The 23,856-nt window shown below is 47.7% G+C and carries 19 protein-coding genes; 5 read left to right on the top strand and 14 right to left on the bottom strand.

The features are described 5' to 3' along the window. Positions 1-82 precede the first annotated feature (82 nt). From GGC63_RS22250 to GGC63_RS22240, 3 genes are all read right to left on the bottom strand, one after another. A complete protein-coding gene (locus GGC63_RS22250; protein WP_225948431.1) occupies positions 83-2,038 on the bottom strand; it encodes an ABC transporter ATP-binding protein in 1,956 nt (651 codons plus the stop codon). A gap of 128 nt (positions 2,039-2,166) precedes the next feature. Continuing rightward, positions 2,167-3,927: an ABC transporter ATP-binding protein gene (locus GGC63_RS22245; RefSeq protein ID WP_192704186.1), complete on the bottom strand. Its 1,761-nt coding sequence runs from the start codon at positions 3,925-3,927 to the stop codon at positions 2,167-2,169. A gap of 478 nt (positions 3,928-4,405) precedes the next feature. After that, positions 4,406-5,395 carry a zinc-binding dehydrogenase gene (locus GGC63_RS22240; protein ID WP_192704185.1) on the bottom strand — a complete coding sequence of 330 codons (990 nt, stop codon included), beginning with the start codon at positions 5,393-5,395 and terminating at the stop codon, positions 4,406-4,408. 135 nt (positions 5,396-5,530) lie between these two features. Between GGC63_RS22240 and GGC63_RS22235 the strand changes: the two genes are divergently transcribed. Then, a complete protein-coding gene (locus GGC63_RS22235) occupies positions 5,531-6,397 on the top strand; it encodes a LysR family transcriptional regulator (RefSeq protein ID WP_192704184.1) in 867 nt (288 codons plus the stop codon). Between the two features lie 85 nt (positions 6,398-6,482). Here the strand turns inward: GGC63_RS22235 and GGC63_RS22230 are convergent, their stop codons facing one another. Continuing rightward, positions 6,483-7,226, bottom strand: coding sequence for a DUF975 family protein (locus GGC63_RS22230; protein ID WP_079909465.1), 744 nt, complete (start codon positions 7,224-7,226; stop codon positions 6,483-6,485). Positions 7,227-7,993: 767 nt separating this feature from the next. Further along, entirely contained in the window at positions 7,994-8,956 is a 963-nt protein-coding gene (locus tag GGC63_RS22225) for a hypothetical protein (RefSeq protein WP_192704183.1), read from the bottom strand. A gap of 226 nt (positions 8,957-9,182) precedes the next feature. Between GGC63_RS22225 and GGC63_RS22220 the strand changes: the two genes are divergently transcribed. Continuing rightward, positions 9,183-10,184: a hydroxyacid dehydrogenase gene (locus GGC63_RS22220; protein WP_192704182.1), complete on the top strand. Its 1,002-nt coding sequence runs from the start codon at positions 9,183-9,185 to the stop codon at positions 10,182-10,184. A 58-nt stretch (positions 10,185-10,242) separates the two neighbouring features. Here the strand turns inward: GGC63_RS22220 and GGC63_RS22215 are convergent, their stop codons facing one another. After that, positions 10,243-10,848 (bottom strand): metalloregulator ArsR/SmtB family transcription factor, encoded by a 606-nt coding sequence (locus GGC63_RS22215; RefSeq protein ID WP_192704181.1) that lies wholly within the window; start codon positions 10,846-10,848, stop codon positions 10,243-10,245. Between the two features lie 259 nt (positions 10,849-11,107). Between GGC63_RS22215 and GGC63_RS34585 the strand changes: the two genes are divergently transcribed. Continuing rightward, positions 11,108-11,200, top strand: coding sequence for a YjcZ family sporulation protein (locus tag GGC63_RS34585; protein WP_225948416.1), 93 nt, complete (start codon positions 11,108-11,110; stop codon positions 11,198-11,200). 233 nt (positions 11,201-11,433) lie between these two features. On the opposite strand, the gene GGC63_RS22210 is transcribed toward GGC63_RS34585, so the two are convergent. From GGC63_RS22210 to GGC63_RS22200, 3 genes are all read right to left on the bottom strand, one after another. Further along, positions 11,434-12,027: a YdeI/OmpD-associated family protein gene (locus tag GGC63_RS22210; protein ID WP_079909461.1), complete on the bottom strand. Its 594-nt coding sequence runs from the start codon at positions 12,025-12,027 to the stop codon at positions 11,434-11,436. Positions 12,028-12,363: 336 nt separating this feature from the next. Beyond that, positions 12,364-12,582 carry a hypothetical protein gene (locus GGC63_RS22205; RefSeq protein ID WP_192704180.1) on the bottom strand — a complete coding sequence of 73 codons (219 nt, stop codon included), beginning with the start codon at positions 12,580-12,582 and terminating at the stop codon, positions 12,364-12,366. 121 nt (positions 12,583-12,703) lie between these two features. Then, the gene (locus GGC63_RS22200; protein ID WP_192704179.1) at positions 12,704-13,486 is read right to left on the bottom strand and encodes a helix-turn-helix domain-containing protein; all 783 of its coding nucleotides are present in this window, start codon (positions 13,484-13,486) and stop codon (positions 12,704-12,706) included. A gap of 130 nt (positions 13,487-13,616) precedes the next feature. On the opposite strand from GGC63_RS22200, the gene GGC63_RS22195 reads away from it, so the two are divergent. Then, positions 13,617-15,866 (top strand): FAD-dependent oxidoreductase, encoded by a 2,250-nt coding sequence (locus GGC63_RS22195; protein WP_192704178.1) that lies wholly within the window; start codon positions 13,617-13,619, stop codon positions 15,864-15,866. Positions 15,867-16,013: 147 nt separating this feature from the next. Here GGC63_RS22195 and GGC63_RS22190 read toward each other — a convergent pair whose 3' ends face one another. From GGC63_RS22190 to GGC63_RS22170, 5 genes are all read right to left on the bottom strand, one after another. After that, positions 16,014-16,868 carry a carbohydrate ABC transporter permease gene (locus GGC63_RS22190; RefSeq protein ID WP_225948415.1) on the bottom strand — a complete coding sequence of 285 codons (855 nt, stop codon included), beginning with the start codon at positions 16,866-16,868 and terminating at the stop codon, positions 16,014-16,016. 22 nt (positions 16,869-16,890) lie between these two features. Beyond that, complete coding sequence (locus tag GGC63_RS22185) at positions 16,891-17,772, bottom strand: carbohydrate ABC transporter permease (protein ID WP_192704177.1); 882 nt, start codon at positions 17,770-17,772, stop codon at positions 16,891-16,893. Between the two features lie 83 nt (positions 17,773-17,855). Continuing rightward, positions 17,856-19,187, bottom strand: coding sequence for an ABC transporter substrate-binding protein (locus tag GGC63_RS22180; protein ID WP_192704176.1), 1,332 nt, complete (start codon positions 19,185-19,187; stop codon positions 17,856-17,858). A gap of 371 nt (positions 19,188-19,558) precedes the next feature. Continuing rightward, entirely contained in the window at positions 19,559-20,335 is a 777-nt protein-coding gene (locus GGC63_RS22175) for a response regulator (protein WP_192704175.1), read from the bottom strand. An 8-nt stretch (positions 20,336-20,343) separates the two neighbouring features. Then, positions 20,344-22,101, bottom strand: a complete 1,758-nt coding sequence (locus GGC63_RS22170) for a sensor histidine kinase (protein WP_192704174.1) — start codon at positions 22,099-22,101, stop codon at positions 20,344-20,346. 207 nt (positions 22,102-22,308) lie between these two features. Here GGC63_RS22170 and GGC63_RS22165 point away from each other — a divergent pair, with 207 nt between their 5' ends. Continuing rightward, on the top strand, positions 22,309-23,670 hold the full coding sequence (locus GGC63_RS22165) for a hypothetical protein (RefSeq protein ID WP_192704173.1): 1,362 nt from the start codon (positions 22,309-22,311) through the stop codon (positions 23,668-23,670). Positions 23,671-23,856 lie beyond the last annotated feature (186 nt).

Below are 23,856 nucleotides of genomic sequence, written 5' to 3'. Positions count from 1 at the left end.
AAACCAAAAGAGCTTGAACAACTTCCAATAACTCCATATGTGGCATAGTTCTCACAAAAAAGGTTTTTCAGCTCAAAACAAGCTATGCTTTGCTTCCGACAAGCTTGCCTTGCTGAATTTCATACATTTGACGATATCTGCCGCCAAGAGACATCAGTTCATTATGGTCTCCCCGTTCTACGATTTCGCCCCGATCCAGTACCAGGATCAGATCAGCGTTCTTCACCGTGGATAGCCGGTGGGCAATGACGAAGGTCGTCCTCCCTTGCTTCACTATGTCAAGCGCCTGTTGGATGACCGTCTCTGTCTCTGTATCGATGTTGGAGGTTGCCTCATCCAGAATCAGGATGGCCGGGTCAAAGGCCAGCGCCCGGGCAAAGGAGATCAGCTGTCTCTGACCGGCAGACAAGGTGCTGCCTTTTTCAATAACCGGTTCATCTATTCCTTGCGGCAATTGCTCCAATAGAGATTCGGCACCGACATCCAGTAACACTTTACGAATTCTTTCCCGGGTAATGCCGGGGTCATGAAGCGATACGTTCGTAGCAATCGTACCCGAGAATAGAAAAGGGTCTTGAAGCACAATGCCCATATGCTTGCGCATCGTTTGACGCGGCATTTGCCTCGTATCTTGTCCGTCAATCGTGATCTTCCCCTTATCCGGGTCATAAAAGCGGAACAGGAGGTTTAAAATCGAGCTTTTTCCTGAGCCTGTGTGTCCGACGAGCGCGATGGTCTGACCCGGCTTGGCTTCAAAGGTAATCCCTTTCAGCACGGGCTCGCCGCTCTTGTAGGAGAACCATACCTGGTCAAATCGGACATGCCCCTGATAACGCAGCACTTGCTGATCCGATACGTCTTCCCCCTCCTCATCAACCAGCTTGAATACACGCTCCGCTGACACAAGAGCACGCTCGAGGTTCGGCAATTGGTTTACGATGTTGACCATGGGCTGAAACAACCGGTTTAGGTAATCGACGAAGGCATATAGCACTCCCAAGGATACGGCTCCAGCCGCTCCATTCAGGGAAGCCCCGCCAAAATACCATATCAGGGCGACTAAAGCGATGTTCCGGATAACGGCAACCAAATTATATCCGGTCCATGAATTTAAGCTCAGCAGCTTATTTTGAACGTGGAACAGCTTGTTATTGTACTGTTCAAATTGGTCTTCCACCCGCTTTTCCTTGCGAAAAGCCTTGATAATGGTCATTCCCTGTATGGACTCATTGATAATTCCATTAATTTCGCTCACCGTCGAACGAATGATGCGGTTGAAGGTTTTCGCCATTTTGCCATACACGATAATCCAAATAATCAGTGCAGGGATGACAAACAGGCAAATCGCTGCCAAACGGACGTCCAGTATAAATAAGGCCACATAAATGCCAAGCATATGAATGAAGCCGGTCGTAAAATTGGCAAGAACGTTCACATATAAATCCCGAATCGATTCCGTATCGTTCGTCACTCGTGAAACGACTTTTCCTGCTGGCAAGTTATCGAAATAACGAATAGGCAGCCGGTTAAGCTGGGCAAATACGTCGGTCCTCATGCGGCGAATGATACGATTGGCTGAGCTTTGAAGAAAATAACGCTGACCATACGTAAAAATCGCTGAAATAACCGTTAAGCCCATATACAGCCAGCACAGCTTCAGCATTCCCGCCATCTCTGGACGAAAGAAGCTATACAGCTCCTGCCGGTTCAATTGCTTTCCCGGGTAACTGCTGCTCTCAGTCCCTTTCGAAATAAGAACCGTCCCGTTAACGGCTTGCCGTTCGCCGTCGAAGGCTATAGGACCGCCTATAAAGTAATACTCGCGGTCAATTTGAAGCACTCTCACTTCGTTGCCCCGCTGCTCCCCTTCTACAAAATGGTCGGATCGCTTATACCGCTTCCCGTCATATAATACCGCGTATTCTCCGCTATCTGCTGTTTCATACCAAGGCTTTTCGATACCGGAAATATGCAGGTCGATGATTCTCTTAGCGATAAGCGGTCCGGCCAAATCGGTCACGACGGCAACCGTCAGCATCAGCAGCGCGAGAATCAGCTGCAATTTGAATTGAACCGCATAGGCTACCAATCTTCTGACGATGTTGGTCTTGGATACTGAGCCTGCTTCGGTGTCAATATCATAATCTATGGTTTCGCTTGCATCGCTCATTGGATTGCCTCCTCTCCTTCCAAAATCGCTTCTATCTGCTGGCGGTCGTATTGTTCCTTGTACCAGCCGCCTTTGCTAAGCAGCTCCTCATGAGTCCCGCGTTCGACAATTCGCCCGTTATCCATCACAAGAATAAGGTTAGCGTGCTGTATGGCCGACAAACGATGAGTGGCAATGATCGTTGTTTTACCGGATCTCTCCTTATGAATATTGGCAATGATCTCCGCTTCGGTACGGGCATCAACGGCTGACATCGCATCATCAAGGATTAAAATTTGCGGCTTGGCAATCAAGGCGCGGGCCATCGAAACCCGCTGTTTTTGCCCGCCGGATAGCGCTACCCCTTTCTCTCCTACCAAAGTGTCCATGCCGTCCGGAAGAAACTTCAAATCCTTGCTGAATGCCGAGACGGTCATTGCAGCCTGCAGCTCCTCCTCAGAAGCATGCTCGTTGCCAAAATACATATTGGCTCTAATGGTCTGGGAGAACAGGAACGATTCCTGAGGAACATATCCGATCCATGACTTTAACCGATCCATGCCGATTCGTTCTATAGGCATTCCGGCGACCAACAGGTCCCCTTCTCCCGTCGGATATTCTCGAAGCAGCTGTTTGATCAATGTTGATTTGCCGCTGCCGGTACGTCCCACGATTCCTAACGTTTGGCCGGAAGGCAGGCTGAACGAGACGTCCTCCAGATTATTGAAGGAAGACGACGGATACCGGAAGGTCACATGATGAAACTCAATGCTTCCCGGATGTTCCGGCCACGCAGGGTCAGCGGGTTCCTTAACGTCCTGTTCATAACTCAGGGTTTCATTAACCCGATCTAACGAGGCATTTCCCCGCTGCATAATATTGATTAATTCACCGATCGCGAACATCGGCCAAATCATCATTCCCAGGTACACGTTGAAGGCTACAAGAGAGCCGATAGTCAGCTCATTGTGGAACACAAGGTAGGCACCATAGCCCAGCCCTGTCATATAGCTGATGCCGACAAGAATCTTAATCGTTGGGTCGAACAGGGAATCTATTCGAACGACGGCCAGGTTTTTATCCAGAACATCCTGCGTGACGGCAGCAAATCGCTGCTCGGCCGCTCGCTCCTGCGTATAAGCCCTGATGACCCGAATTCCTGAAATGGTCTCAAGCACTCCTTCGTTCATATCTCCGAAAGCATCCTGGGCAGCCATATACCTTTTATGTATCCAGCCGCCATAGTAACTGACCAGCACAGCCATGATAGGCAGCGGAATCACTGCGGCAAGTGTCAGCTTCCAGGAGACGAAGAACGTCATCGTAACAAGCAGTGTCCCCATCCAAAGCGTAGAATCCAGCAAGGTCAAAATTCCGAACCCCGCTGTTTGCGCTAATGCCTGGAGATCGTTCGTTGCTCGGGCCATCAAGTCTCCAGTACGATTGTTTTCGTAGAAGGTCGGTGTCATTTTCAGAAAATGACGCATCAAGCGTCCTCTCATGATTTTCTCTACGACAAACGCTCCTCCGAACAGCTTATATCCCCATATATAAGAAATGATATAAGCTGCTATCGTGATGACAACCAGCCAAAATAACGTATTCACAATATAACCCCAGGTCATATGTCCGAGGCCAATCGTATCAATCGAACGTCCAACCAGCATCGGCGGAATGATTTCCAGAATTCCTGCAATTACAAGCAAAACGATGGCTATGGAATATCGTTTCCACTCCTGCCGGAAAAACCAGCCCAGTTTGGTCATGATTGAAAACATGGTCCTTTTCTCTCCTCTCCCTACCCCGCAACATCCCAATTGTATGCCCGCAACCAAATAAATAAGCACACTACCCGCGGGCAATGTGCTTATCGTTTCGACGCCAAGCGCACACTACGCTAGAAGGTAGAATGGCCGGCGCGAGCTATGAATAGAGCATACCATGAATCCGCTCGCTCTTCGTTGTCGCTCAGTCGCTGGGGAGGCCATATGTGTCATATGCTATCGTTCCGTGCTGCCGGTTGATCCGATATGCATTTGGGGACATGGAAAGCCTCTCCTTTCTTCAATTGGAATTTTCAGGGCACACCAAGAACGTTAGCATGCCTCGCTAATTCCTGTCAATGAGAACCAAGTCGATAAATTGATTATAATCAAATTTTCTTGTTGAGTGATCAGTCACTCCATAATGTCTGGAATATCGATGCACGAAAGCCATTTTGGCATGCACTGACAGACTTGTGTTTTTCAAAACTACTTACTCTATTTTTATCGAAATATTGCCCAGCTGTTCCCCTTGCTGCATTCGGCGGAAGGCCTGAAGCGTGTCTTGTAAAGGATGGACTCGATCAATAATCGGGTGAAGCGAGTGATGTTCCATAAATTTCAGCATATCCGCAAACTCTTCCCTGCTTCCCATGGAGGTGCCGATGATACTGATTTGGGGGAAGAAAATGTCACGGATTGGAAATTCTATCCGATCCCCCGAGCTTGCTCCAAATGTCACGATCCGGCCGTTTGGTTTTATGACATCAAAGTATTTGGGAAACGTTGCAGGTCCGATGCTATCAAGAATGAGATCCACGGTGCGTCCGTTCATCCTTTCCTTCCAGTTGCTATGGGTATCGAACGCAAAATGAGCCCCTTGTGCGAGGGCGGCTTGTCTTTTCTCTTCATGTCGTGATGTGACACTGACTCTTGCCCCTGCCGCTAATGCCATGAGCATCGCAAAGGTTGCTACCCCGCCTCCAATGCCGGGAATAAGAACATGCTCTCTCTGCCGCAGCTGTCCTTTAGTAAACAATGCCCTATAGGCTGTCAAGGCCGACAAAGGCAGGACGCCTGCTTCTTCCCATGACAAGTACGCCGGCTTAATGAACACATTTCGGGAAGGAAGGATGATGTACTCCGCGAACGTGCCATCCGACGGCCCGCCAACAATAGATGGAACCGAAGGAACTTCATTTGGGGATTCCCACCCGATACACGGATTTATAATCACTTCAGAACCCACTGTAAGACCAGTTACACCTTCGCCTATCTCTACAATCCTGCCGGCTCCATCCGAACCGATAATCAGGGGAGCATCCTGCTCTCCTCGGCCTTCCATAACGAACAAATCCCGATGGTTCAAGCCGGCTGATTTCAGCTTTACTTTTACTTCCCCATATCCAGGCTGTCTTTCAATAACGTCTTTATAAGCTAATCCGTTCAAGCCTCTTTGGCCGGAATGTACGATTGCTTTCATCTCTATTCCTCCCTCACATCTGAATCTTATTCTGAAGACCCACAAAAAAATTGTAATGGGAGGATAAAATCCTGTAAAATGATCAAAATCGAATGTGACTATCAAAAATGGTCATACCAAGCAGGTGATATGGAAATGGAAATCAGTGATTTGAAAATATTTCAAACTGTCGCTCGTGAAGGCAGCATTACAAAGGCCGCTAAAATCTTGAACTATGTTCAATCAAATGTAACCACCCGGATACAGGATCTTGAGAATCAGTTAAAAGTCCCCCTTTTTCACCGGTCCAATCGGGGAATGACGCTGACACCTGCCGGCGAAAATTTATTGAAATATGCAGATCAAATTTTGTCTTTAATGGACGAAGCAATAAAATCCACACAATACTCGGAGCATCCCACCGGTCCCTTGCGGTTAGGTTCCATTGAAACGGCAGCGGCCTCTCACCTGGCCCCATTATTGACCGAGTATCACTCCTATTTTCCCGATGTTCATCTTTCGCTTATCACAGGGGAAACTCACAGCCTTCTGCATAAAGTGCTTAGATATGAGCTTGATGGTGCGTTTGTGTACGGACCCGTCGATTTGGCAGATATAGAGCATGTTGCCGCTTATACAGATGAATTGGTGCTTATCTCGGAACCGGGGAACCATGACGTCCATGATTTGCTTACCAAACCAATGCTGTTCTTTGACGTCGGCTGCTCTCATCGAGCAAGGGCTGAGCATTTTCTAAGGGAAAGCGGATTGACCTCCATAAACATTATGGAGTTTGGAACGCTGGAGGTCATTCTAAACGGGGTATCTTCTGGCCTCGGTGTGTCTTTATTGCCAAAATCATCGATTTCCAAAGCGGAAGAGGCAGGCTTGATCGCTTCCCACCGCCTTCCCGAAGGGTATCGGGAATTGCAGGTTTGGTTTGTGTATAAGCGGGAATCGGTATACACCAGCGCACTGTTAAAATTTGTTCAATTCATTGAGTCATCCAAGTTTTATAATTAGCGATCAGGGCTGGTCCATCAGACCCCAAAAATTTAGATATTTTAGAGTGCAAAAAAAGCTGCCGATCGCTCGACAGCTTTTTTCCTTACTCCAGTTCCGATCTATCGATGATTCCATCATCCATGGCCCGCTGGCGAAGCTCCAAATACAGTTCCGCCTGCGTGGCATTCACATAAGGCAGAACGAATAATACCCCAATGAACAAGGCGATCGTCCCCAAGAGGTACCAGCCGAGGAAGGAAAGGTCCAATACGAACATTCTCCACTTGTGGCCTCTCGTCATCCTGTTGCTCAGCTCTACAGCACGCTTGGTTCCGAGATGAGGCTGATCTGCCAACAGGTACGGTGTCATACTATAAGCGTAGTATTTCACGATACCCGGAATAATGAGCAGCAGGTACCAGAGGAAGTTAAGGAACATGCGCCAAAGCATCGCTTTCATGATGACAACGTAGTTCCCTTTCGAAAAGCCGTAGCCCATGTAGTTCATGTTGACATCCTCTCGGGCCGACTGCGTGAAATATTTCCGTATGCCCACCTCTAAAGGATTACAAACGAAAATTCGAAGAGCTATCGAAATAAGAACTACGATAATAGCAACCACAATAATGCCAACCAGAATAGCATACATGAAGCCGTCAAATTCATCGCCAAGATTTCCGGAAAAGAAAGGAAAGTCCTGATTTTTCCCGCTTCCTCCGCCATTGAATGAACAGCTTGGAAGTCCGCCGGTTACAACGCCCAGCAGGAGGCTGGCTAGAAACGCCTTCCAATACGAAGTTCTAAGTACGTTCTTTGCTCTGTCTTTCAGTTGTTTGCGAGTCCACATCCCTGCAGTCTCCTCCCTTTTCATAATATCATTAGTCAGGGGTGGTTATCCCCTAGCAAATCTCAGGCATGTTAGATTCCGGTTGCCGATCTATCATTCAGTGCCATTCGGCTTTCCTTGTCCCCTATAAGAATGTTCGGCCCCGACTATCATGTTATGCCCCCGAAGGAAGGCGTAGAACTCAAGCATTCGCCGGGATTCCACTAAGGCACCATCGTTTCACCTGCCAAAAGTAAAGGATACAAGCCTCTTGCTGCCTTCCTTTCAAATCCATTATCCTCCTTTTTTTACAAGTTCGTTGTCATTATAACGATGTCAGCTCCATAACCACAGGGACCAGAGTCACGATTGTTTAGGTCATTCATCACGCCTATGTTGATTGAAGCCTCAGAACGCTGATCTGGCCGCCTCCCACCTATTGTCCGTTATGTACATGAATTGTCCATTATCAGGAATTTTCGCAACGAACTGACCTTTCTAAGTATAACGAGTTATCCAACATTTGTTAACTATTTTCCAGGAAAGCTCCAAGACGTGACCTATATCCCATTGACATAGGGGGTTGCCGTCGACGGAAATCAGTGGTAGCCCGATTGGAACTCTGAGAACGGACTTAGTATCCGTACTAAACAAAAAATGTACATGACTGGAATCATGTACAACGATGAGAACTGTTTGTACGCTAGGGTTCAAAACTCCGGGAGGTTCATGCAAGGACGAACAGCTGCTGGTTCAAGCCTAACAATAAATTACGTAAGGGCAACCTGTCAAACCCACTCATAAAACCGGTCTTCCTGATTGCCGCGAACCAGTACCGCATTGCTGCAAGAATCTACGAACATACAGACAATCGGGTAGATTTGCGGCTTTTGGGTCATTGAATACTCGAATCGTTGTCCCGAGGCGCCATGCTGCTTGATCAGCAGCTCGCATAGGGTGCGTGCGCTGGATACCCCCTCCTGCAGCATCTTCAATATCGCCAGCTTCTGCTTGTCTGTCAGCTGGTCTGTGGAACCCGAGCCAACCGCACTGCTCTTGACAGCTGCTTCAGGTGATGCCTCCTCCATGGCAAATAGATCAAGTTGAATAATGTCATCCTCTGCCTGAGGCGGCACGTGGGAAATGTCTTTCTTTGCTGTTTGCATGCTTCTGGACACGATTTGCTCATTGGCCAGCCTGCGAAGGCGGGCTACTTGGCGTGCCAGCAAGGGCAGCTCAAGCTCCAGATGGGTTTGTATATCCTTCGGAAGCTCAAGCTCCTGCAAGTCGGGAAGGCGCTCCTGTTCAATGGTCCACCCGTTCTCCACTTTGGCTAGAAGCTCGTCCAGCTCGAAGTCTATCGCGTCAAAGCCTTTCAAGATTTCTGTCACAATTTTGGCGTCAATTCCGGTGTGCAGCTGCAAATGATCGATACCGAACTTCTTGATCGTTCCATCTTCCTTGTTTTGTACAATATGCTGGTACCTCAAGGCTCTTCCGCATTCGCATTTCAACTCGGAAGTTACATGACCCGCATCGATATAATTCATATAGACCCATGAAGTTAATAACTGTTCAATATCCTCGAACGAAGCGTCTTCAGGAATAAAATATCCTTTTTGACGGGACATCACGTTCGCAAAAACCGTTCGGCGTCCTCTCAGCATATCCTCGTGCAAATACCGCCTTTGCCGGTCATTCAGTCTGGTCAGAAGCGAATCCCTTTCCTCCACGGTATAAATCTTCATCATCGCTACACATCCTTACCTGTAAGTCAAAATTACATTCTGCTCTAGTTTCTTCCATTATAACAAAAGAGAACGATGTATTGGGGGAAGTTTGCGATACGTACCTATTTTCCAAAATAAATAGCTCACATGACCGATACTATTCCGACATTCTGATGTATAATCAGGGTTAGTAGCAGCTACGACCAGCCTCTTGTGACCATACGTATTTCTAGGGCGGTGGGATGAAGTGAAGAAGCGAGCTATATTTATAGGAAACGAAGCAAGAATCCACGGGGTATATAACAGTCACATTCAGGAAGAACTTCGCACATTGGCGGATTTCTATCCGGCCATCATTCACAAGGACATTTTGGAGGAGCATGCTGCGGCTTTGAGAACGATCGAAGTCGCTTTTTCTACTTGGGGGATGTCCTTGCTGACCCGCGAAGAAATTCAGCATTACCTGCCTAATTTGAAAGCGCTATTTTATGCAGCGGGCAGTGTACAGTCTTTTGCAAGACCTTTTCTCCATCAAAATGTTACTGTAGTGAGCGCATGGGCCGCTAACGCCGTTCCGGTTGCCGAATATACGGCGGCACAGATCGTGCTGGCCAATAAGGGCTTTTATCAAAGCGCCCGGATGTGCAAATCGAATAGACGCGAAGCCTCGATGTATGCCAAGACGTTCCCCGGTAATTGGAATGCCCGCGTCGGAATTCTTGGTGCCGGCATGATCGGCAAGAAGGTCATTGAACTGTTAAAGCCCTATCAGTTGAACATCGATGTGTTTGATCCTTTTTTGCCCGAAGCTGCGGCACATAAGCTAGGTGTTCAAAAGAAAGAGCTCACCGCAATATTCTCTGAATGCCACACCATCTCGAATCACTTGGCTAACCTCCCGGCAACGGTCGGTATGCTAAATAAAGAGCATTTTGACCTCATGCTCCCCAACGCAACCTTCATCAACACTGCACGGGGCTTGCAGGTCGTTGAGGAAGATTTAGCCCGGGCCCTACGGGATGTGCCGACCAGGACCGCGGTGCTGGATGTCACTTATCCCGAGCCTGTTCGGCCGGACAGTGAACTGTTGCAGCTGGATAACGTGATATTAACTCCTCATATCGCGGGAAGCAACCCGTCTGAAGTCACACGCATGGCGCAATATATTGTAGAAGAGTTTCGACGTTACTTGCATCAGGAAGCGCTTCAATATCAAGTTACGCTGCCAATGCTGGAAACCATGGCCTGACAGAATAGAACCGGGTGCACTTTGCAGGGCATCCGGTTTCTTTACAGCTCCTCTGTCCTTATGCGAGCGTCTCCCACTGAGCCCACAGCTCACGCGGATTCACTTCGTAGACCTCATTTTCTCTATATAAAAATTGATGCATAATAAACTCTCTGCGGATCGTAGCAAAATCATCGTGATACGTTTTGATAAATTCATTCACTTCTTTCTCCGAATACCGGCGCCCCTGCTCTAACTGAAGCACCAAATGCTCAAGTACGATCAGCTTTTTCTTTAGCTGTGCCGGGATATGCTTCAATTTTCCGTCGGAGGTCATAAAATTTTTGATCACCGAAGCCGCCAAACGCTTGTTTTTCTCATCCATAGGTTCCGTCCCTCCTGTTCCCATCTGTTTCTTATAAATGAAGTCGACCGTTGCCATTGCATTGCTTTTGATAAAGTAATGATTGAGGGAGAAGTAAATCGTATTCTTATCTCTTCGCTCATTGATCAATCCCGCTTCTCTCAGCTTGGCTGCATGATGAGTAATCGTAGCCGCCGATAAGAAGCATTTCTCGGCCAGTACTTGGCCGTTCAACTCCCCATCCGCAAGCAGGAGCAGCATCTTGATACGCGTTGGATCTGCAAGTGCCTTGTGGTAAGTGACGAGCTTATCTAACTGCATCCTAGTATCACACCTTTTAATTTAAATATTCATCTAATTAGATATTGATTAAAATACAATTTATCCCATTTCAATACATTTGTCAATGGTTTTTGTTCGTAAATAGGTGCCAGGATGAAAGACATCGCTTGGTATTGTTTCGAGCATTTTCTCAATGATAAATGTGACCCCATGACAAACGTCCAAACATTAGATATGTATCCCGCATAACCTGATTTTGGGGTAACAACCTCAAGACAAATTGGAAGGAGGATTCAAAATGGGTGGTGTAGGTGGAATCTTTACAAGCACTGGAACTATATTGGTTCTTTATATTCTGTTAGTCATTGTCCTTTGTGGCTGTTTTATCTAATTTTTTAGCCCATGCTCTTAGTAACTGGAACATGGGCCGTCTCCCTTTTTATTCAACTTACTGTATACGGGGCTCTCTGATTCGCCTAAGTCTCTTGACCATCTAGGCCCCTTCATGACATCCGGGTACTGCATAATAAGTGCGGCATCCGGTTTTTAGTCCGTCTTCATTGTATTCTCTTTGTCATAATTTGTGTAAAGTTTGGAACGATTTCTGATTCTTGTTCATCTGTCTTAAGAGGATGAAGGATAGATTTTTTTGCCTTCCTCCAACATTTGAATGAACTGCCGGATCCGCTTTTCTCGAGTTTCTTTCTTTTTGGCATTGTGAATTCGAAACAAGATCGCGTATTTATTTTGTCTGTCAAGCGTATCGTAGAACGCCTTAGCCTTGGCGCTGCGCTCCAACTCGATTGCGAAGTCCTCAGGCAGTGAGGCGATGCTTTGTGATTCGTAGGCCTTATCCCAGTTCCCGTTCTTTTTGGCTTCTTCAATTGCCTTATATCCTGGAGTCTTCATTCTCCCGTTTAGGATCAGCAGTTCCGCCTTGTCTTTATTGACTTTCGACCAGATGCTTTTGGCCCCGCGCGGAGTGAACCGCTGCAGCCATGTTTTCTCATCGAAAGCTTCTTTCTGACTGTCTATCCATCCATAACATAAGGCAACTTCGAGCGCTTCGTTATAGGAAATGGTTACGACGCCGGAGTTCTTTTTCGCAATCTGTAATCGGATGCCGGGTGAGATTTCGCAATTCACTTCGAGCCAGCTCTCAAAAGACAGCGGATCGGCGAAGGAAATGACCGGCAAGTCACTTGATTTTTTTACCACATGGATCGCCTCCTAATCATTCAAGCGGACACAAACCTCATCCATTTAATCCACTTCAAGTGTGCACTACCCCACCTTGCGAAATAAGTCTTGATCTGTATTATCCTATCAAAATCGAGAAAACCTGTATTGTAAAAACACGATACCTTATCATTGCTTGTTTTTGGCAAACCATTCGTCATTGGATTCCGGATAATCACTTTATAAAAGTAAAAAACCACACTATGTGCGGTCACCAGTTTGTTTTGACAGACTATGAATCGGCTATTTCGTTCCAAAAATCGTTATTTTTATGTAACTCTCCATTTTCCTCCAAGTTCGAGTGGCGCCTTCCCCCTAATCCCCCCGTCGGATTCTTACAACGAAACGGCTCAAGCTATAAAAGACAAGAACGGCAATGAAATAGGCGGGAAATAGGATCAGGCCTACAGCCGTCGCAACTACAATCCAGGTCATCATCAAATCGTCATAGTCATCACTGAAGACGAAGGCGCAAAATAAACATAACAGCCATACAAGACAGCCGATATACCCTATTTTGTATGGAAGCCTCAAATCACTCACTCCTTTTGGTAAGATTCTTAATGCGAGAACCTATTCTCAAGCTCGTAAATCCCAGTATATACCAAAGGGGATTATCTTTCCAATATTGTCGCCGCCTTAAAACCATTCTACCCTACACCCTGTACAAGCTCCGATATACAGATGGAGGCATTCCGGTTTTCTTCGAGAAAACCCGGCTCAAATAAAATCCGTTCTCATATCCGCACTGCTCGGCGACTTCGTCCAGCTTCAGCGTCGTCCCTTCCAGCAAATGCCTGGCTCGGGTAAGCCTGATTTCGTTCAGCAGCTCTGATGGAGTTTCACCAAAGGCTTTGCGGAATCTGCGAGTGAACTGTACCGGTGTAAGCTTAAGCTGATCCGACAATTCCTTCATGGAGAAGCTGTTGTAGGCTCTTTCGGTCAACCTTTTTCTAGCCTCATCCATAAGTGTGTCGCGTTGAGTTCTCCCAACATCCCGGGCACCCTGCTCCAGGATAACCAGCCTCAGCATATCGCTCAGCATGTGCTGCTTATGCAGCATACTTTCTTCATCCCACCCGGTTATTGTCCTCAAATATTTGTAGTTAGAACTCAAACGCTCCGTATCTCTTACGGTAAGCTTGCCATTCCATCGTCCTTCTGCCCAATAAGAAGGCTCCATCAGCCATACAAATTGAAGAAAATGAAAGGTTAAAGGCTCCAGCGTTCTTCTGACAAAAGGCATATTAGGCGGGCAAAGAACCATATCGCCAAATCCGGCCTCTCCACTCTCCTCCCCTATTGAGTAATGAAATCGTCCGTCCTCTGCCGCAAACAAAGTCCAGCAAGGATAAGTATCGGATGGGAGCATGAATTCGGGCTTTTGGTACCAATACACATGCGAAACCAGCTTTAACTCCATATCGCGGAACGACAATGCAACCACCTGCTTATTATGAAATAAAGTATATGCCCATTGTAACTCCATGTATGTCAAAAGAAAATGATGTATCTTACAATGAAATCAAAGATATATACTAATTCAACAATGAGGTGTTCTCGGAACTATGCGATATGAAACCGTTGTCTCGGATATTACAGTGATTGGTGGAGGGTTGGCCGGTGTTTGTGCCGCTATCGCTGCGGCGCGACTTGGTCAAACTGTCTCTCTCGTGCAAAACCGTCCCGTCCTGGGCGGGAATTCCAGCAGCGAGGTGCGGGTTTGGGTTTGCGGCGCAACCTCCCATGGCGTTCATCGGTATGCTCGTGAAACCGGTATTATGGGGGAGCTGTTTGTGGAAAATCAGTACCGCAATATCGATGGAAACCCGTATCTATGGGATTTGGTCATTTTGGAGAAGGTGAAGGCGGAAAGCAATATAACCCTCTTCCTTAATACGGATGTACATGAAGTGGAAGCGGCCGGTGATGAACACAATCGCACGATCACATCGGTTACCGGCTGGATGATGGGATCGGAACGGAACATTCGCTTTGAAAGCAAAATGTACCTCGATTGCACCGGAGATGGGCTCGTCGGATTTCTTGCGGGGGCCAATTACCGCATTGGCAGAGAGGCTCAGGAAGAGTACGAGGAAGAATGGGCACCGTTAGTAAGTGACGGGATTACGCTAGGCAGCACCCTCTTGTTCTATACGAAGGATGCCGGGCATCCGGTGAAATATATAGCGCCGAGCTTTGCCAAGGATATTACCCAAACTCCGATTCCCTTAAACCGTGTCATTCGAAGCGGCGATAACGGCTGCGCCTATTGGTGGATCGAATGGGGTGGAGAATTGGACACCGTTCATGATAATGAGCGAATTCGTGACGAGCTGTCTTCGGTTATTTATGGCATTTGGGATTACATCAAAAATTCAGGGCGTTTCGATGCCGACAACCTAACATTGGAATGGATTGGCTCCTTACCAGGCAAAAGAGAATATAGACGCTTTATCGGTGACTACGTGCTGAATCAAAATGATGTGATAGTTCAGGCAGAGTTTGAGGACCGCGTAGCCTTCGGCGGATGGTCCATCGACCTTCATCCTCCGCAAGGTATGTACTCGACCTCCAAGGGGTCCAAGCATATGCATATGGATGGAAGCTACCATATTCCTTTCCGCTCCCTCTACTCCGCCAACGTAAGCAATATGCTGATGGCAGGCCGCAATATCAGTGCTTCCCATGTGGCATTCGGCACGACCCGGGTTATGGCAACCTGTGCGGTCATGGGAGAAGCAGCGGGAACCGGGGCCGCGTTGTGCTCTATGAAAAATATTACTCCCCGTCTTCTACACGCCGAGCACTTGCACGAGCTTCAGCAGACGCTGCTGCGCCAGGATGCATCCGTTCTCGGCCTGAAGAACACCGATGCGTCAGATTTGGCGCTTCGCGCAGAGGTGAATGCTTCTAGCTCGCTTACGCAGCTTGAGTTGGTACAATCCAAAGGAGCGGTTGCAATGACTAAGGACTCCGGCTTGATCGTACCTGTCGATCCCTGCATGGAAGGTATCGCGCTGCTTGTCGACGCTGCATGTGAGACTGAGCTGCAGCTTGAACTGTGGAGCACAGGCAAGCCTCAAAACTATGTCCCCCATACGCACGTAACCTCCGTCAAGGTTAGCGTTGCTGCAGGTGCTAAGCAATGGATTGCGGCGGATCTATGCTGGAATCCGGAACAAGCACAGAATGCTTTTATCATCATTAAGCATAATCCGGATCTATCGCTGCATTTGTCGGATCGCCCGCTAACTGGCGTGCTTTCCTTCCAACATGCGATGGATGCACAAAGCTCTCATGATTTCGGGGAGATGCACCACCATCAACCTGTTATCGAGTGGAGCGGCAAATCCTTCGTTAGAAGTCCGTTTTGCTTCAAGCTTCGTTCCCCTTCCGATGCACTTGCCGCATCCAAAGCGACAGACGGCTATCTCCGTCCTTACGGGGGGCCGCATATGTGGTCGTCACAGCCTATGACGCAAGGCAAGCCGGAATGGCTGGAGCTGCATTGGAAGGAGCCAGCCAGGATCAGCTGCATACACATCACCTTCAATGACGACGTGAATGAGGACTTAATCAATCTTCACCATCACCGTACCCCGTTCGAAGTCATTCCAGAGCTTGTCAAAGATTATCAAATACAAGCATGGGTTCAGGAGGAATGGATTACGCTAGTGGAAGAGCAGAGCAACCATATCCGCAAAAAAATCCATAGACTCCCTGCCGCCGTAACCACCGGCAAGCTTCGGATCGTGATAAGTTCAACAAACGGCAGCGATCGGGCGGAAATCGTCGAGGTTCGCTGCTACGAGTAAACTAATCAGTTAATAGATTAGGCGCCCTTATGAAAAACCATAAAGGGCGCTTCCTTTTATGCAGCCCCTCATGTTACTGCATGCATTCCGCGCATAACGCAAAAAATCCACTCCTTCTGCTATTGCACCGGAGTGGATCTTTACGCTTTATCCTTTTACCGCCGTATTGGATACGCCTTGAATAATATACTTTTGCCCCAGCAGGAAGACAATCAGAATCGGGATGATTCCTGCCGAAGTTGCAGCCATCATGCCATTATAGTCAATATTGAACTCCAGAATGAAATTTTGCAGTCCTAACGGTACGGTAAACAACTTCCGGTCGATCAAAAAGACGATTGCGTTCTCATAATCGTTCCAATGCCATGAGAAATCAATAATGGCCAGGGTAGCAAGAGCCGGCTTCGCCAATGGCAGCATCAGCTGCCAAAAGATTCGAAAATGCCCTGCCCCGTCGATAAAGGCCGACTCCGATATTTCCTTCGGAATCGAGATCATAAATTGCCGCATCAGAAACACACCTAGAATCGTGAACATACCGGGCAATATCAATGCCCAATGCGTATTATAAATGCCGAACCAGTTAAACATGATAAATTTGGGTACAAAAAGCACCTGGGGAGGCACCATCATCATGGATAAATAAAGTACAAACAATGCATCCCTGCCCCTGAATTCCACCCGGGAGAACCCGTAGGCGGCGAACGCCGATAGGAAGGTTGCTCCCGCCGTAGATACAATCGCTATCTTGAGCGAATTCAAATAGTACCTGATGAAGCTGTTTTCCCCGAGCCATATTTTTTCATGATGCTCCATTACCCAATGCTTCGGAATCCAAGATATCGGGTAATCAAAGACTTCTGCCGGCGTTTTGAAGGAAGTGCTGATCATCCACAAAAAAGGCAGTACGGTTGACACCGCCAGAACCAGCATGATTAGAGTTAAGAGCAGCTTCCCTATAGGAATGGATTTCAATTGCAGCCTTTGTTGTCCGCCCATCATTTTATTGCTTACCCTCTTTCCGTTAATAATGAACCCATTTTTTCTGTCCATACCACTGGATCAGCGTGATAAAGAGAATAATAAGAAACAATGCCCAGGAGATCGCCGAGGCATATCCCATTTCGTAGTATGAAAAGGCGGTTTTGTAAACGAACAATGATAAAATCGTCGTGCTGTTCCCAGGACCTCCTTGCGTTGTCGCTTCAATAATGCCGAAGGTTTTGATCGTCATAATCAAGCCCGTAATCAGCAGCAGGAAGGTAGTAGGACTTACGAGCGGGAACACAATCCTTCTGATGATCATCCAGCTATGTGCCCCGTCTATCCTGGCCGCCTCCAATAAGTCACCCGATATCTCCTGCAGAGCCGCCAAATAAATAATCATGTTATATCCGAGCAGAAACCAGATCCAGATCACATCCATCGCATACATGGACGTTTCCATTGACCCGAACCATTGCGGCGGATGCTGTATTCCGATTTTCGTCAAAAACTGGTTGATCGGCCCCTGCGTCGGATGAAACAGAAGCATCCAGACGAACCCGATGGCCACACCGCTTGTAATATACGGCATGAAGTACATGGCCCGCAGCAGTCCTTTCATATACACCATGTTGTTCAAAATAATGGCGACGATAAAGCCAAGCAGCATAGACACAGGTACGGAGAGCAAAAAGATCGCCGTATTCTTCAATGCTATATAAAACAACTCGTCATGAAGCAGCCGTTTGACATTGTCCAGACCAATGAAATGAAAGACGGGGTTCCCGAATTTCCAATCCGTAAACACAAGCCCTAGCGAGAATAGAGCAGGCAGTATATAAAAGGCGAGAACGCCCAGCATGTTCGGCGCAATAAACAGCATCCCGATATTTCTCTGACGTTTCATCCAGCTGTTGTTCATGTGATGACCTCCCGGCAGTTCTGAATCTATCCTTCATTTAGAACAAAAGGAAGCTCCTGCATTGAGCCTCCTTTTGCGGCTTTCTACTTTTTATTTTGATTCAAAAAATCATTATGACGTTTGGCCATCGTATCCAGGGTCCCCTTAATGTCCTGCTTGCCCAGGAAAAACTTCTCATACTCTTCTCGGCGCAGATCAAGAACCTGCTGCGGCAAATCGCGGTTATACGTATCGAATTGTCCGAACACGACTTTATTGAGCGATTCCTGATCGTAGGTGTCCGCAGCATTTCCAAGCAGAAGCTTCGTCGCTTCGGCTACGTTGGCGTCTTTGGATGCGGGGAGCCGTCCTCCGGATGCCATCGGCAGCATCCCGCCGTCCGCATACCATTTGAGAAATTTCCAGGCCGCTTCCTTATTTTTACTTTTGGCCGCGATAGAGATGACATCTCCCAGGCCTCCGCGGATTTTGAAATTCGTTTGATCCTTGGACACTTTAGGCACCGGTGCGAAGGCAATTTTAAACTCTCGAGGATTCGCTTTCCTATCGTTAGAGCTGCGGAATATCCATTCTCCTGCATTGAGCATCGCTGCATCCCCTTTGAGGAAGACAGTTTCTACCGGCATCTTGGTCGTCAGCTGCTCTCCGAGAGGCGGCGTTGATTTGCCATCCTTCATCATTTGGTTCAGCGTTTCCAGCCATGTACCGACAATCGGGTTGTTGAAATCGGAGGTACCGTCTGCTTTGACATATTTGGAGGCTGCGAGCGACCCATCCATTGCATCCGGGTAAACCTCGGTACTTTGGACCAATCCATAGCGTTTATCCGTTTTCAGCTTGGCCGCATAATCCTGAAGATCCTGCCATGTCCAATCCGTCGGTACTTTTAATCCCGCTTTGTCCAGCGCGTCCTTGTTGAGCCACATAAAAAAGATATTCCGTTTGGTAGGAACCCCATAGTATTTTCCATTAATTTTCCATTCAGCTGCTTGCGGGCCCATTTTCTGATCAATGTTATAGTCGGTAAACGACGATAGATCAAGCGCAACGCCGTTGTCGATTCTTTTTTTCAAAGCGGGTGTCGTGTAATTTACGAAGATATCCACTCCCTGCTCCGCAATCAAGGCGGTATCCAGTTTCAGGTTCCCCGCATCATCATTGACATAGCGCTCATACTTCACTTGAATGTTTGGATTTTCTTTGTTCCATGCGTCAATGACGGCCTGCGGGCCATTCTCCGCCGGTACGCCGCCCCAGAAGCTAAGAGTGATCGGCTTGTCAGGCGGTGCCGTTGCTGAACCCCCCTGTGCCGTCTCTTTGGGCGGCTCTGTCTTCACCCCAGTGCTGCATCCTGCAAGCATACCGGCCGCTAGAGTCAACGAAAGCATGGAAAGCGATAGGTTTCTTTTGTTCATATTGCGTGACCTCCCTGGAAATTCAAGTCGTTCTCGATTACATAGCTAACTATAGCAAAGCCGGAAAGCTGCGATAATGAACAAAATCCATTGCTTTATAGACCGATTTCTTGCATTTATTTCAAAAAAAATAGAACAAAATCTTGTTCTCAGGTTGTTGAGAAACCCTTTTTGCGTGAACTATGCTACATAGGGAGGTGGGGTTTGCCTCGGAGGAGTTTACGTCCGCCTTTGAAACCCGTGAAAATACCGCTAAATAGAATCACCTTTCACGGGTTTCAACAGCGGCCGGAGAGGGATACCCCACCGGAGTATATTGGCAAAGTACAAGCTCTATAGGTTTCTCAACAGATTCAGAACAAAATCTTGTTCTATTCCATTTCCCTGCTCTGCTGCTTCAGCTTCCGGTAATTTTGAGGGGTCATATGACAAAACCTGCGAAAAATTTTGATAAAATAATTATCGTTCAGAAATCCTACCTTCTCCCCTACTTCACTTATCGGCATCCGGGTCGTCTCAAGCAGCTTTTGGGCCTGCTCGATCCGCAGCCGGTGCAAGTAATGGACGAAGGTATCGCCGGTTTTCTTTTTGAACAGCTGGCTTACATACTTCAAGTCCATAGCAACAAATTGTGCTAATGTCCCTAACGAAATGTCCTCATGGTAACGTTCGTGAAGATACGTCAATATTTTGTTCATCTCCGGGTGATCGGTTAGAACGCATGTCTTCTCAGGCGCATTGGGAGTCCGGTAGGCTTCCCGCCGGCTTCTTATATTCAACTCATGCTCCACCTTCTCCAAAGCTTCATACAACGATTGAACCTTCATGGACAGCTTTAAAATATAATTCGAAGCGCCGTACTCCATGGCCTGCCTGACATAATCGAAGTCACTCATACACGAGAGCATGATGAAGCGGGCATCGTTCCCTTCCTCCCGTACCTGCTTGAGCAGCTCGACCCCATTCAACCGGGGCATTATGATATCGGAGATGACAACGTCCGGCTTATGCTCCCGAATCAGACTCAACGCCTCTTCACCGTCGCCTGCTTCGCCTATGACGGTAAACCCCAACTTCTCCCAGTCGATAATACGACGAACGGATTCGCGCACGAACACCTCATCCTCTACTAACAACACAGTCCTCATAGAAACCGTCACTCCTTCCCATAGGGCATGGACAGCAGCATCGGCAGACAGAATTGAACCTGGGTGCCTAAAGACAAGTCATCCACCTGAAGACCGGCCTTATCCTTGAAGAGCAAATACAATCTTTGCTTCAGGTTGCTGAGCCCGATGCCGCCGCGCCGCTGGGACGGCTTCTTATCCTGTTCCGCCCGTCTCCTTCCAAGCCCATTATCCTCCACCTGCACTACAAGGCTGCCGCCGTCCTCATACGCCCTGATCCATATTTCCCCATGCTCTCTCATGCCTGCAAAACCGTGCTGGATGCTGTTCTCGACCAGGGGCTGAAGGCTCAGCTTAGGTACAAGAGCGAACTGCAGCGAATCTTCGATCTCAAAATGCACCGTATAGCTTTGCTTATACCTGTAGCTTTGGATATAAATGTACGATTCGACCAGCTCCCGCTCCTCCTTCAAATGAATCAGATCGACCTCCGAGTTAAGACTTGCTTCAAGCAGCTTGCCGAGGCTAATACAAATTTCTGCAATCTCTTCATCCTGTTTGCCGAGTGCAATCCATTTGATTGTGTTTAAAGTGTTCAGCAAAAAATGCGGGTTCGTCTGCGACAGCAGCATTTGAAAATGCACCGCTTCCTTCTGCCGCTCCTCCGACTTCAGCCGGGCTATCAAATCATTCATATCACCTACCATCTGGTTGAAGGTTTGAGTCAATTGCTTGAATTCCCCGCGATAGCGATCCTCCGGCAGACGGACCTTCAAATTTTTGCGGACCATTTCCTGCATTTTCTGCTGAATTTGCTTCAGCGGCTGGGTAATCTTGGCCGCTATCAAGAACGTTATCGCGATAAATGCCATCGTAAATGCAAAGAACGAAATAAAGAAAGAGCGCTTCAGCTTATCGATTTCCGCATAGACAATATCCTTCGGAACTTGCTTGATCAAATACCAATCCAGCATGGGGATATAACAATAATTCAATATATAATTCTCATTCATATCGTAGCCGCTCTCGAAGGAATGACGAGCCAGTGCGCTCCATTCACCTGCATCAAAAGGAGTAGAAGCGTTCTGGGCGACAACCTGCCGCTTCTCATCAAGCAGCAAATACTCCTGAGAGGAGGTGGTTGTCGCGGTAACCGAGCGGAACCAGTCCAAATAATCGATGCTTACCTTGACATAGGCGAATACGCTCCCGTCGCTTCGTTTGAATGTCGTAGAGACACTAAGAAACTGCGGGCTGGTGGATTCATCCTTATGAACATAATTTTTCTCCAGGGACCATTGAAATTTTTGCGGATTTTCCAACAGCCCTCGATACCAGCTCTGACCGGTAAAGTGCTTATAATCCAACATTTCAAGAGGCTTATATGATGTATAGTAATGTCCCTTCGCATCCAAGACCGTGTAATAGACCGAAGGACTTCCCAGGAAAATACTGCTTGTAATCGCTTTAAATTTATTTTCCAAATTTGCCTGTGTATCGTAGGCATCGTATTTTTGCGGATCGATCAGCATGGAGGAAATGTTCGGATCCTGTTCAAGCAGAGTGAAGGTACGGAAGGTCGTCTTCATCATTTCTTCGAACGATCGCTTCATCCTCTCCAGCTCCTCCTGGCTCTGCTCACTTACCTTGAGACGGAGAACCCCCTCCATCTTCTTGAAGTTATACACGTTGAGAATGGAAAACGGCAGCAGAATCAGCAAAATAAATGCCAAAAACAGCTTATTTTTAATTGTTGATGGGAGAAAGCGTGTAGTAGGGAAACGCATAGGCGATGCTCCTCATTGTCATTGTGGGTGAAACGACCGGGCTGAATTATACTTTATCAAGGAAATCGCCAAGCGTATAGTAACAAAATCAAGAATTTCAATAGAACATTTTCTTGTTCTTTTTATTTGTCTTACGATCCGCTAGAACTGAAACCATTTCTGCGGAGGCTGCGTCTAATTGGTATGAAAAAAGGAGTGACGGAAGCTATGACCCCCAAACGATCTATTTTCACCTTCACCATTGCCGGAAGCTTACTTCTAGGCGGCTGTCAAGCTAACCCGGAAGATTTTGCGGTACAGCCAACCGCTCTGCCTAAGTCTCCGGAGACAGCGCAGCAATCCACGAATACAAGTACAATTACACCGGTACCGGCGCAAACACCTCAACCTTCTGCTGCGGCGACCCCCGAACCTGCTATCACGAAGTCGATCACTACGGAAGCGTTGCCGTTAGTTACGGTCGTCCCCTCCTCAACGCCCGGTACGGCAGTAACGCCAGCACCAGCTTCATCCCCGGTGGAGCAAATCCTTTCTATGCCGCCGCAGCAATCCCAGACTGGACCTATTGCCTATATAACAGGCATGGGCGGTAATGAAGGCTACGGGGTTTCGGAAGGGAAACTCATGCATACATGGGACTCCGGGAAATCGTGGGAGTTGGAGGAACCTGATGGTGTAAGTGAAGAAGATCAGCTTCTTAAGGCTGAATTTCAAAATCCTATGACGGGGTTCGCCTTCTACAGAACGGCTTCAGGACAAATTCTCGTTACTCATCCTACCGAGGATGGCTCCGGTACACGTACGGGTTGGGAAACGACACCCCTGCCTATCACCGAGGCTTGGGAGGGATCTCCGGATGTAACGGTTCAGAGCAATGCAAATTACTTTGATGCCAGTTACGTCCTCGTAACCTCCTCCCCTGCTTTGGGCCAGATGTACAAAATGCTGTACAAAACCTCAGACAGAGGCAAATCATGGAGTCAGGTCGGAGATATTACGGACAAAATCAACGGGTATCCGACAGGCCTATCTTTTCGTGTTCCGCAGGAGGGCTGGATCACTGCAACCTATCACGGCCCGGATACCTTTCCGTTATTCCGCACCAAAGACGGAGGAAAAACCTGGAGTCTACAGCATGTTGAGATCCCTGATGAATTCAAAGACGGTTACGCCAATACACTTCCTCCCGTCTTTGATATAGAGAACAATAATCATGGTCTCTTTATCGCGGAATTCGTCAAGGGAGAGAATCGGGCCTACGTGCTTTACGAAAGCCGTGACAGCGGGGACAGCTGGCAGCCTCTCCCTTACCGCTTGAAGGATGTGCAGGCTCCGCCGGTGCTTCATTTTGATTTGCTGATTAACGGCCGGGCGATTTCCGCTGACGGGAAAACGATCTATACGATGGATGTTTACAATAAGGAAGATTGGAAGCCGATCGAAACGGACACAAATCTGGAAGAAACAGAGCAATTTTTCTTACGATCGGACGGGTACGGTTGGATGCTGCGGAAGGGCCAAACGATCATTACCCAAGACGGAGGCCAAACGTGGACGGAGCCGGAGTAAGTCTCGTTGTTCAAAACGAAACATAGTGAGCCAGGCTTTTTGAATTACCAACAGCCTCCCCCCTCAAAGAGAAAAGGCCCTGCTCCCCGCACAATGTCATTAAGTTAGGCATAGAGACAAGACCGCGAGTAAAAATAATATCTGAAACGGCACGGGAAACAGTCCTGTGCCGTTTGTTTTTTATCC

The sequence above is a fragment of the Paenibacillus sp. OAS669 genome, assembly GCF_014873645.1.
In the GTDB taxonomy this organism is placed as follows: domain Bacteria; phylum Bacillota; class Bacilli; order Paenibacillales; family NBRC-103111; genus Paenibacillus_S; species Paenibacillus_S vulneris.
This window is presented reverse-complemented; position numbering and strand designations above follow the sequence as displayed.

What these genes read in the sequence shown, in the direction of transcription:
- GGC63_RS22250 (WP_225948431.1), bottom strand. Translation starts at nt 2,038, where the DNA reads ATGCTGACGGTTGCCGTCGTGACCGATTTGGCCGGACCGCTTATCGCT.
- GGC63_RS22245 (WP_192704186.1), bottom strand. Translation starts at nt 3,927, where the DNA reads ATGTTTTCAATCATGACCAAACTGGGCTGGTTTTTCCGGCAGGAGTGG.
- GGC63_RS22240 (WP_192704185.1), bottom strand. Translation starts at nt 5,395, where the DNA reads ATGAAAGCAATCGTACATTCCGGCCAAAGAGGCTTGAACGGATTAGCT.
- GGC63_RS22235 (WP_192704184.1), top strand. Translation starts at nt 5,531, where the DNA reads ATGGAAATCAGTGATTTGAAAATATTTCAAACTGTCGCTCGTGAAGGC.
- GGC63_RS22230 (WP_079909465.1), bottom strand. Translation starts at nt 7,226, where the DNA reads ATGTGGACTCGCAAACAACTGAAAGACAGAGCAAAGAACGTACTTAGA.
- GGC63_RS22225 (WP_192704183.1), bottom strand. Translation starts at nt 8,956, where the DNA reads ATGATGAAGATTTATACCGTGGAGGAAAGGGATTCGCTTCTGACCAGA.
- GGC63_RS22215 (WP_192704181.1), bottom strand. Translation starts at nt 10,848, where the DNA reads ATGCAGTTAGATAAGCTCGTCACTTACCACAAGGCACTTGCAGATCCA.
- GGC63_RS34585 (WP_225948416.1), top strand. Translation starts at nt 11,108, where the DNA reads ATGGGTGGTGTAGGTGGAATCTTTACAAGCACTGGAACTATATTGGTT.
- GGC63_RS22195 (WP_192704178.1), top strand. Translation starts at nt 13,617, where the DNA reads ATGCGATATGAAACCGTTGTCTCGGATATTACAGTGATTGGTGGAGGG.
- GGC63_RS22190 (WP_225948415.1), bottom strand. Translation starts at nt 16,868, where the DNA reads ATGATGGGCGGACAACAAAGGCTGCAATTGAAATCCATTCCTATAGGG.
- GGC63_RS22185 (WP_192704177.1), bottom strand. Translation starts at nt 17,772, where the DNA reads ATGAACAACAGCTGGATGAAACGTCAGAGAAATATCGGGATGCTGTTT.
- GGC63_RS22180 (WP_192704176.1), bottom strand. Translation starts at nt 19,187, where the DNA reads ATGAACAAAAGAAACCTATCGCTTTCCATGCTTTCGTTGACTCTAGCG.
- GGC63_RS22175 (WP_192704175.1), bottom strand. Translation starts at nt 20,335, where the DNA reads ATGAGGACTGTGTTGTTAGTAGAGGATGAGGTGTTCGTGCGCGAATCC.
- GGC63_RS22170 (WP_192704174.1), bottom strand. Translation starts at nt 22,101, where the DNA reads ATGCGTTTCCCTACTACACGCTTTCTCCCATCAACAATTAAAAATAAG.
- GGC63_RS22165 (WP_192704173.1), top strand. Translation starts at nt 22,309, where the DNA reads ATGACCCCCAAACGATCTATTTTCACCTTCACCATTGCCGGAAGCTTA.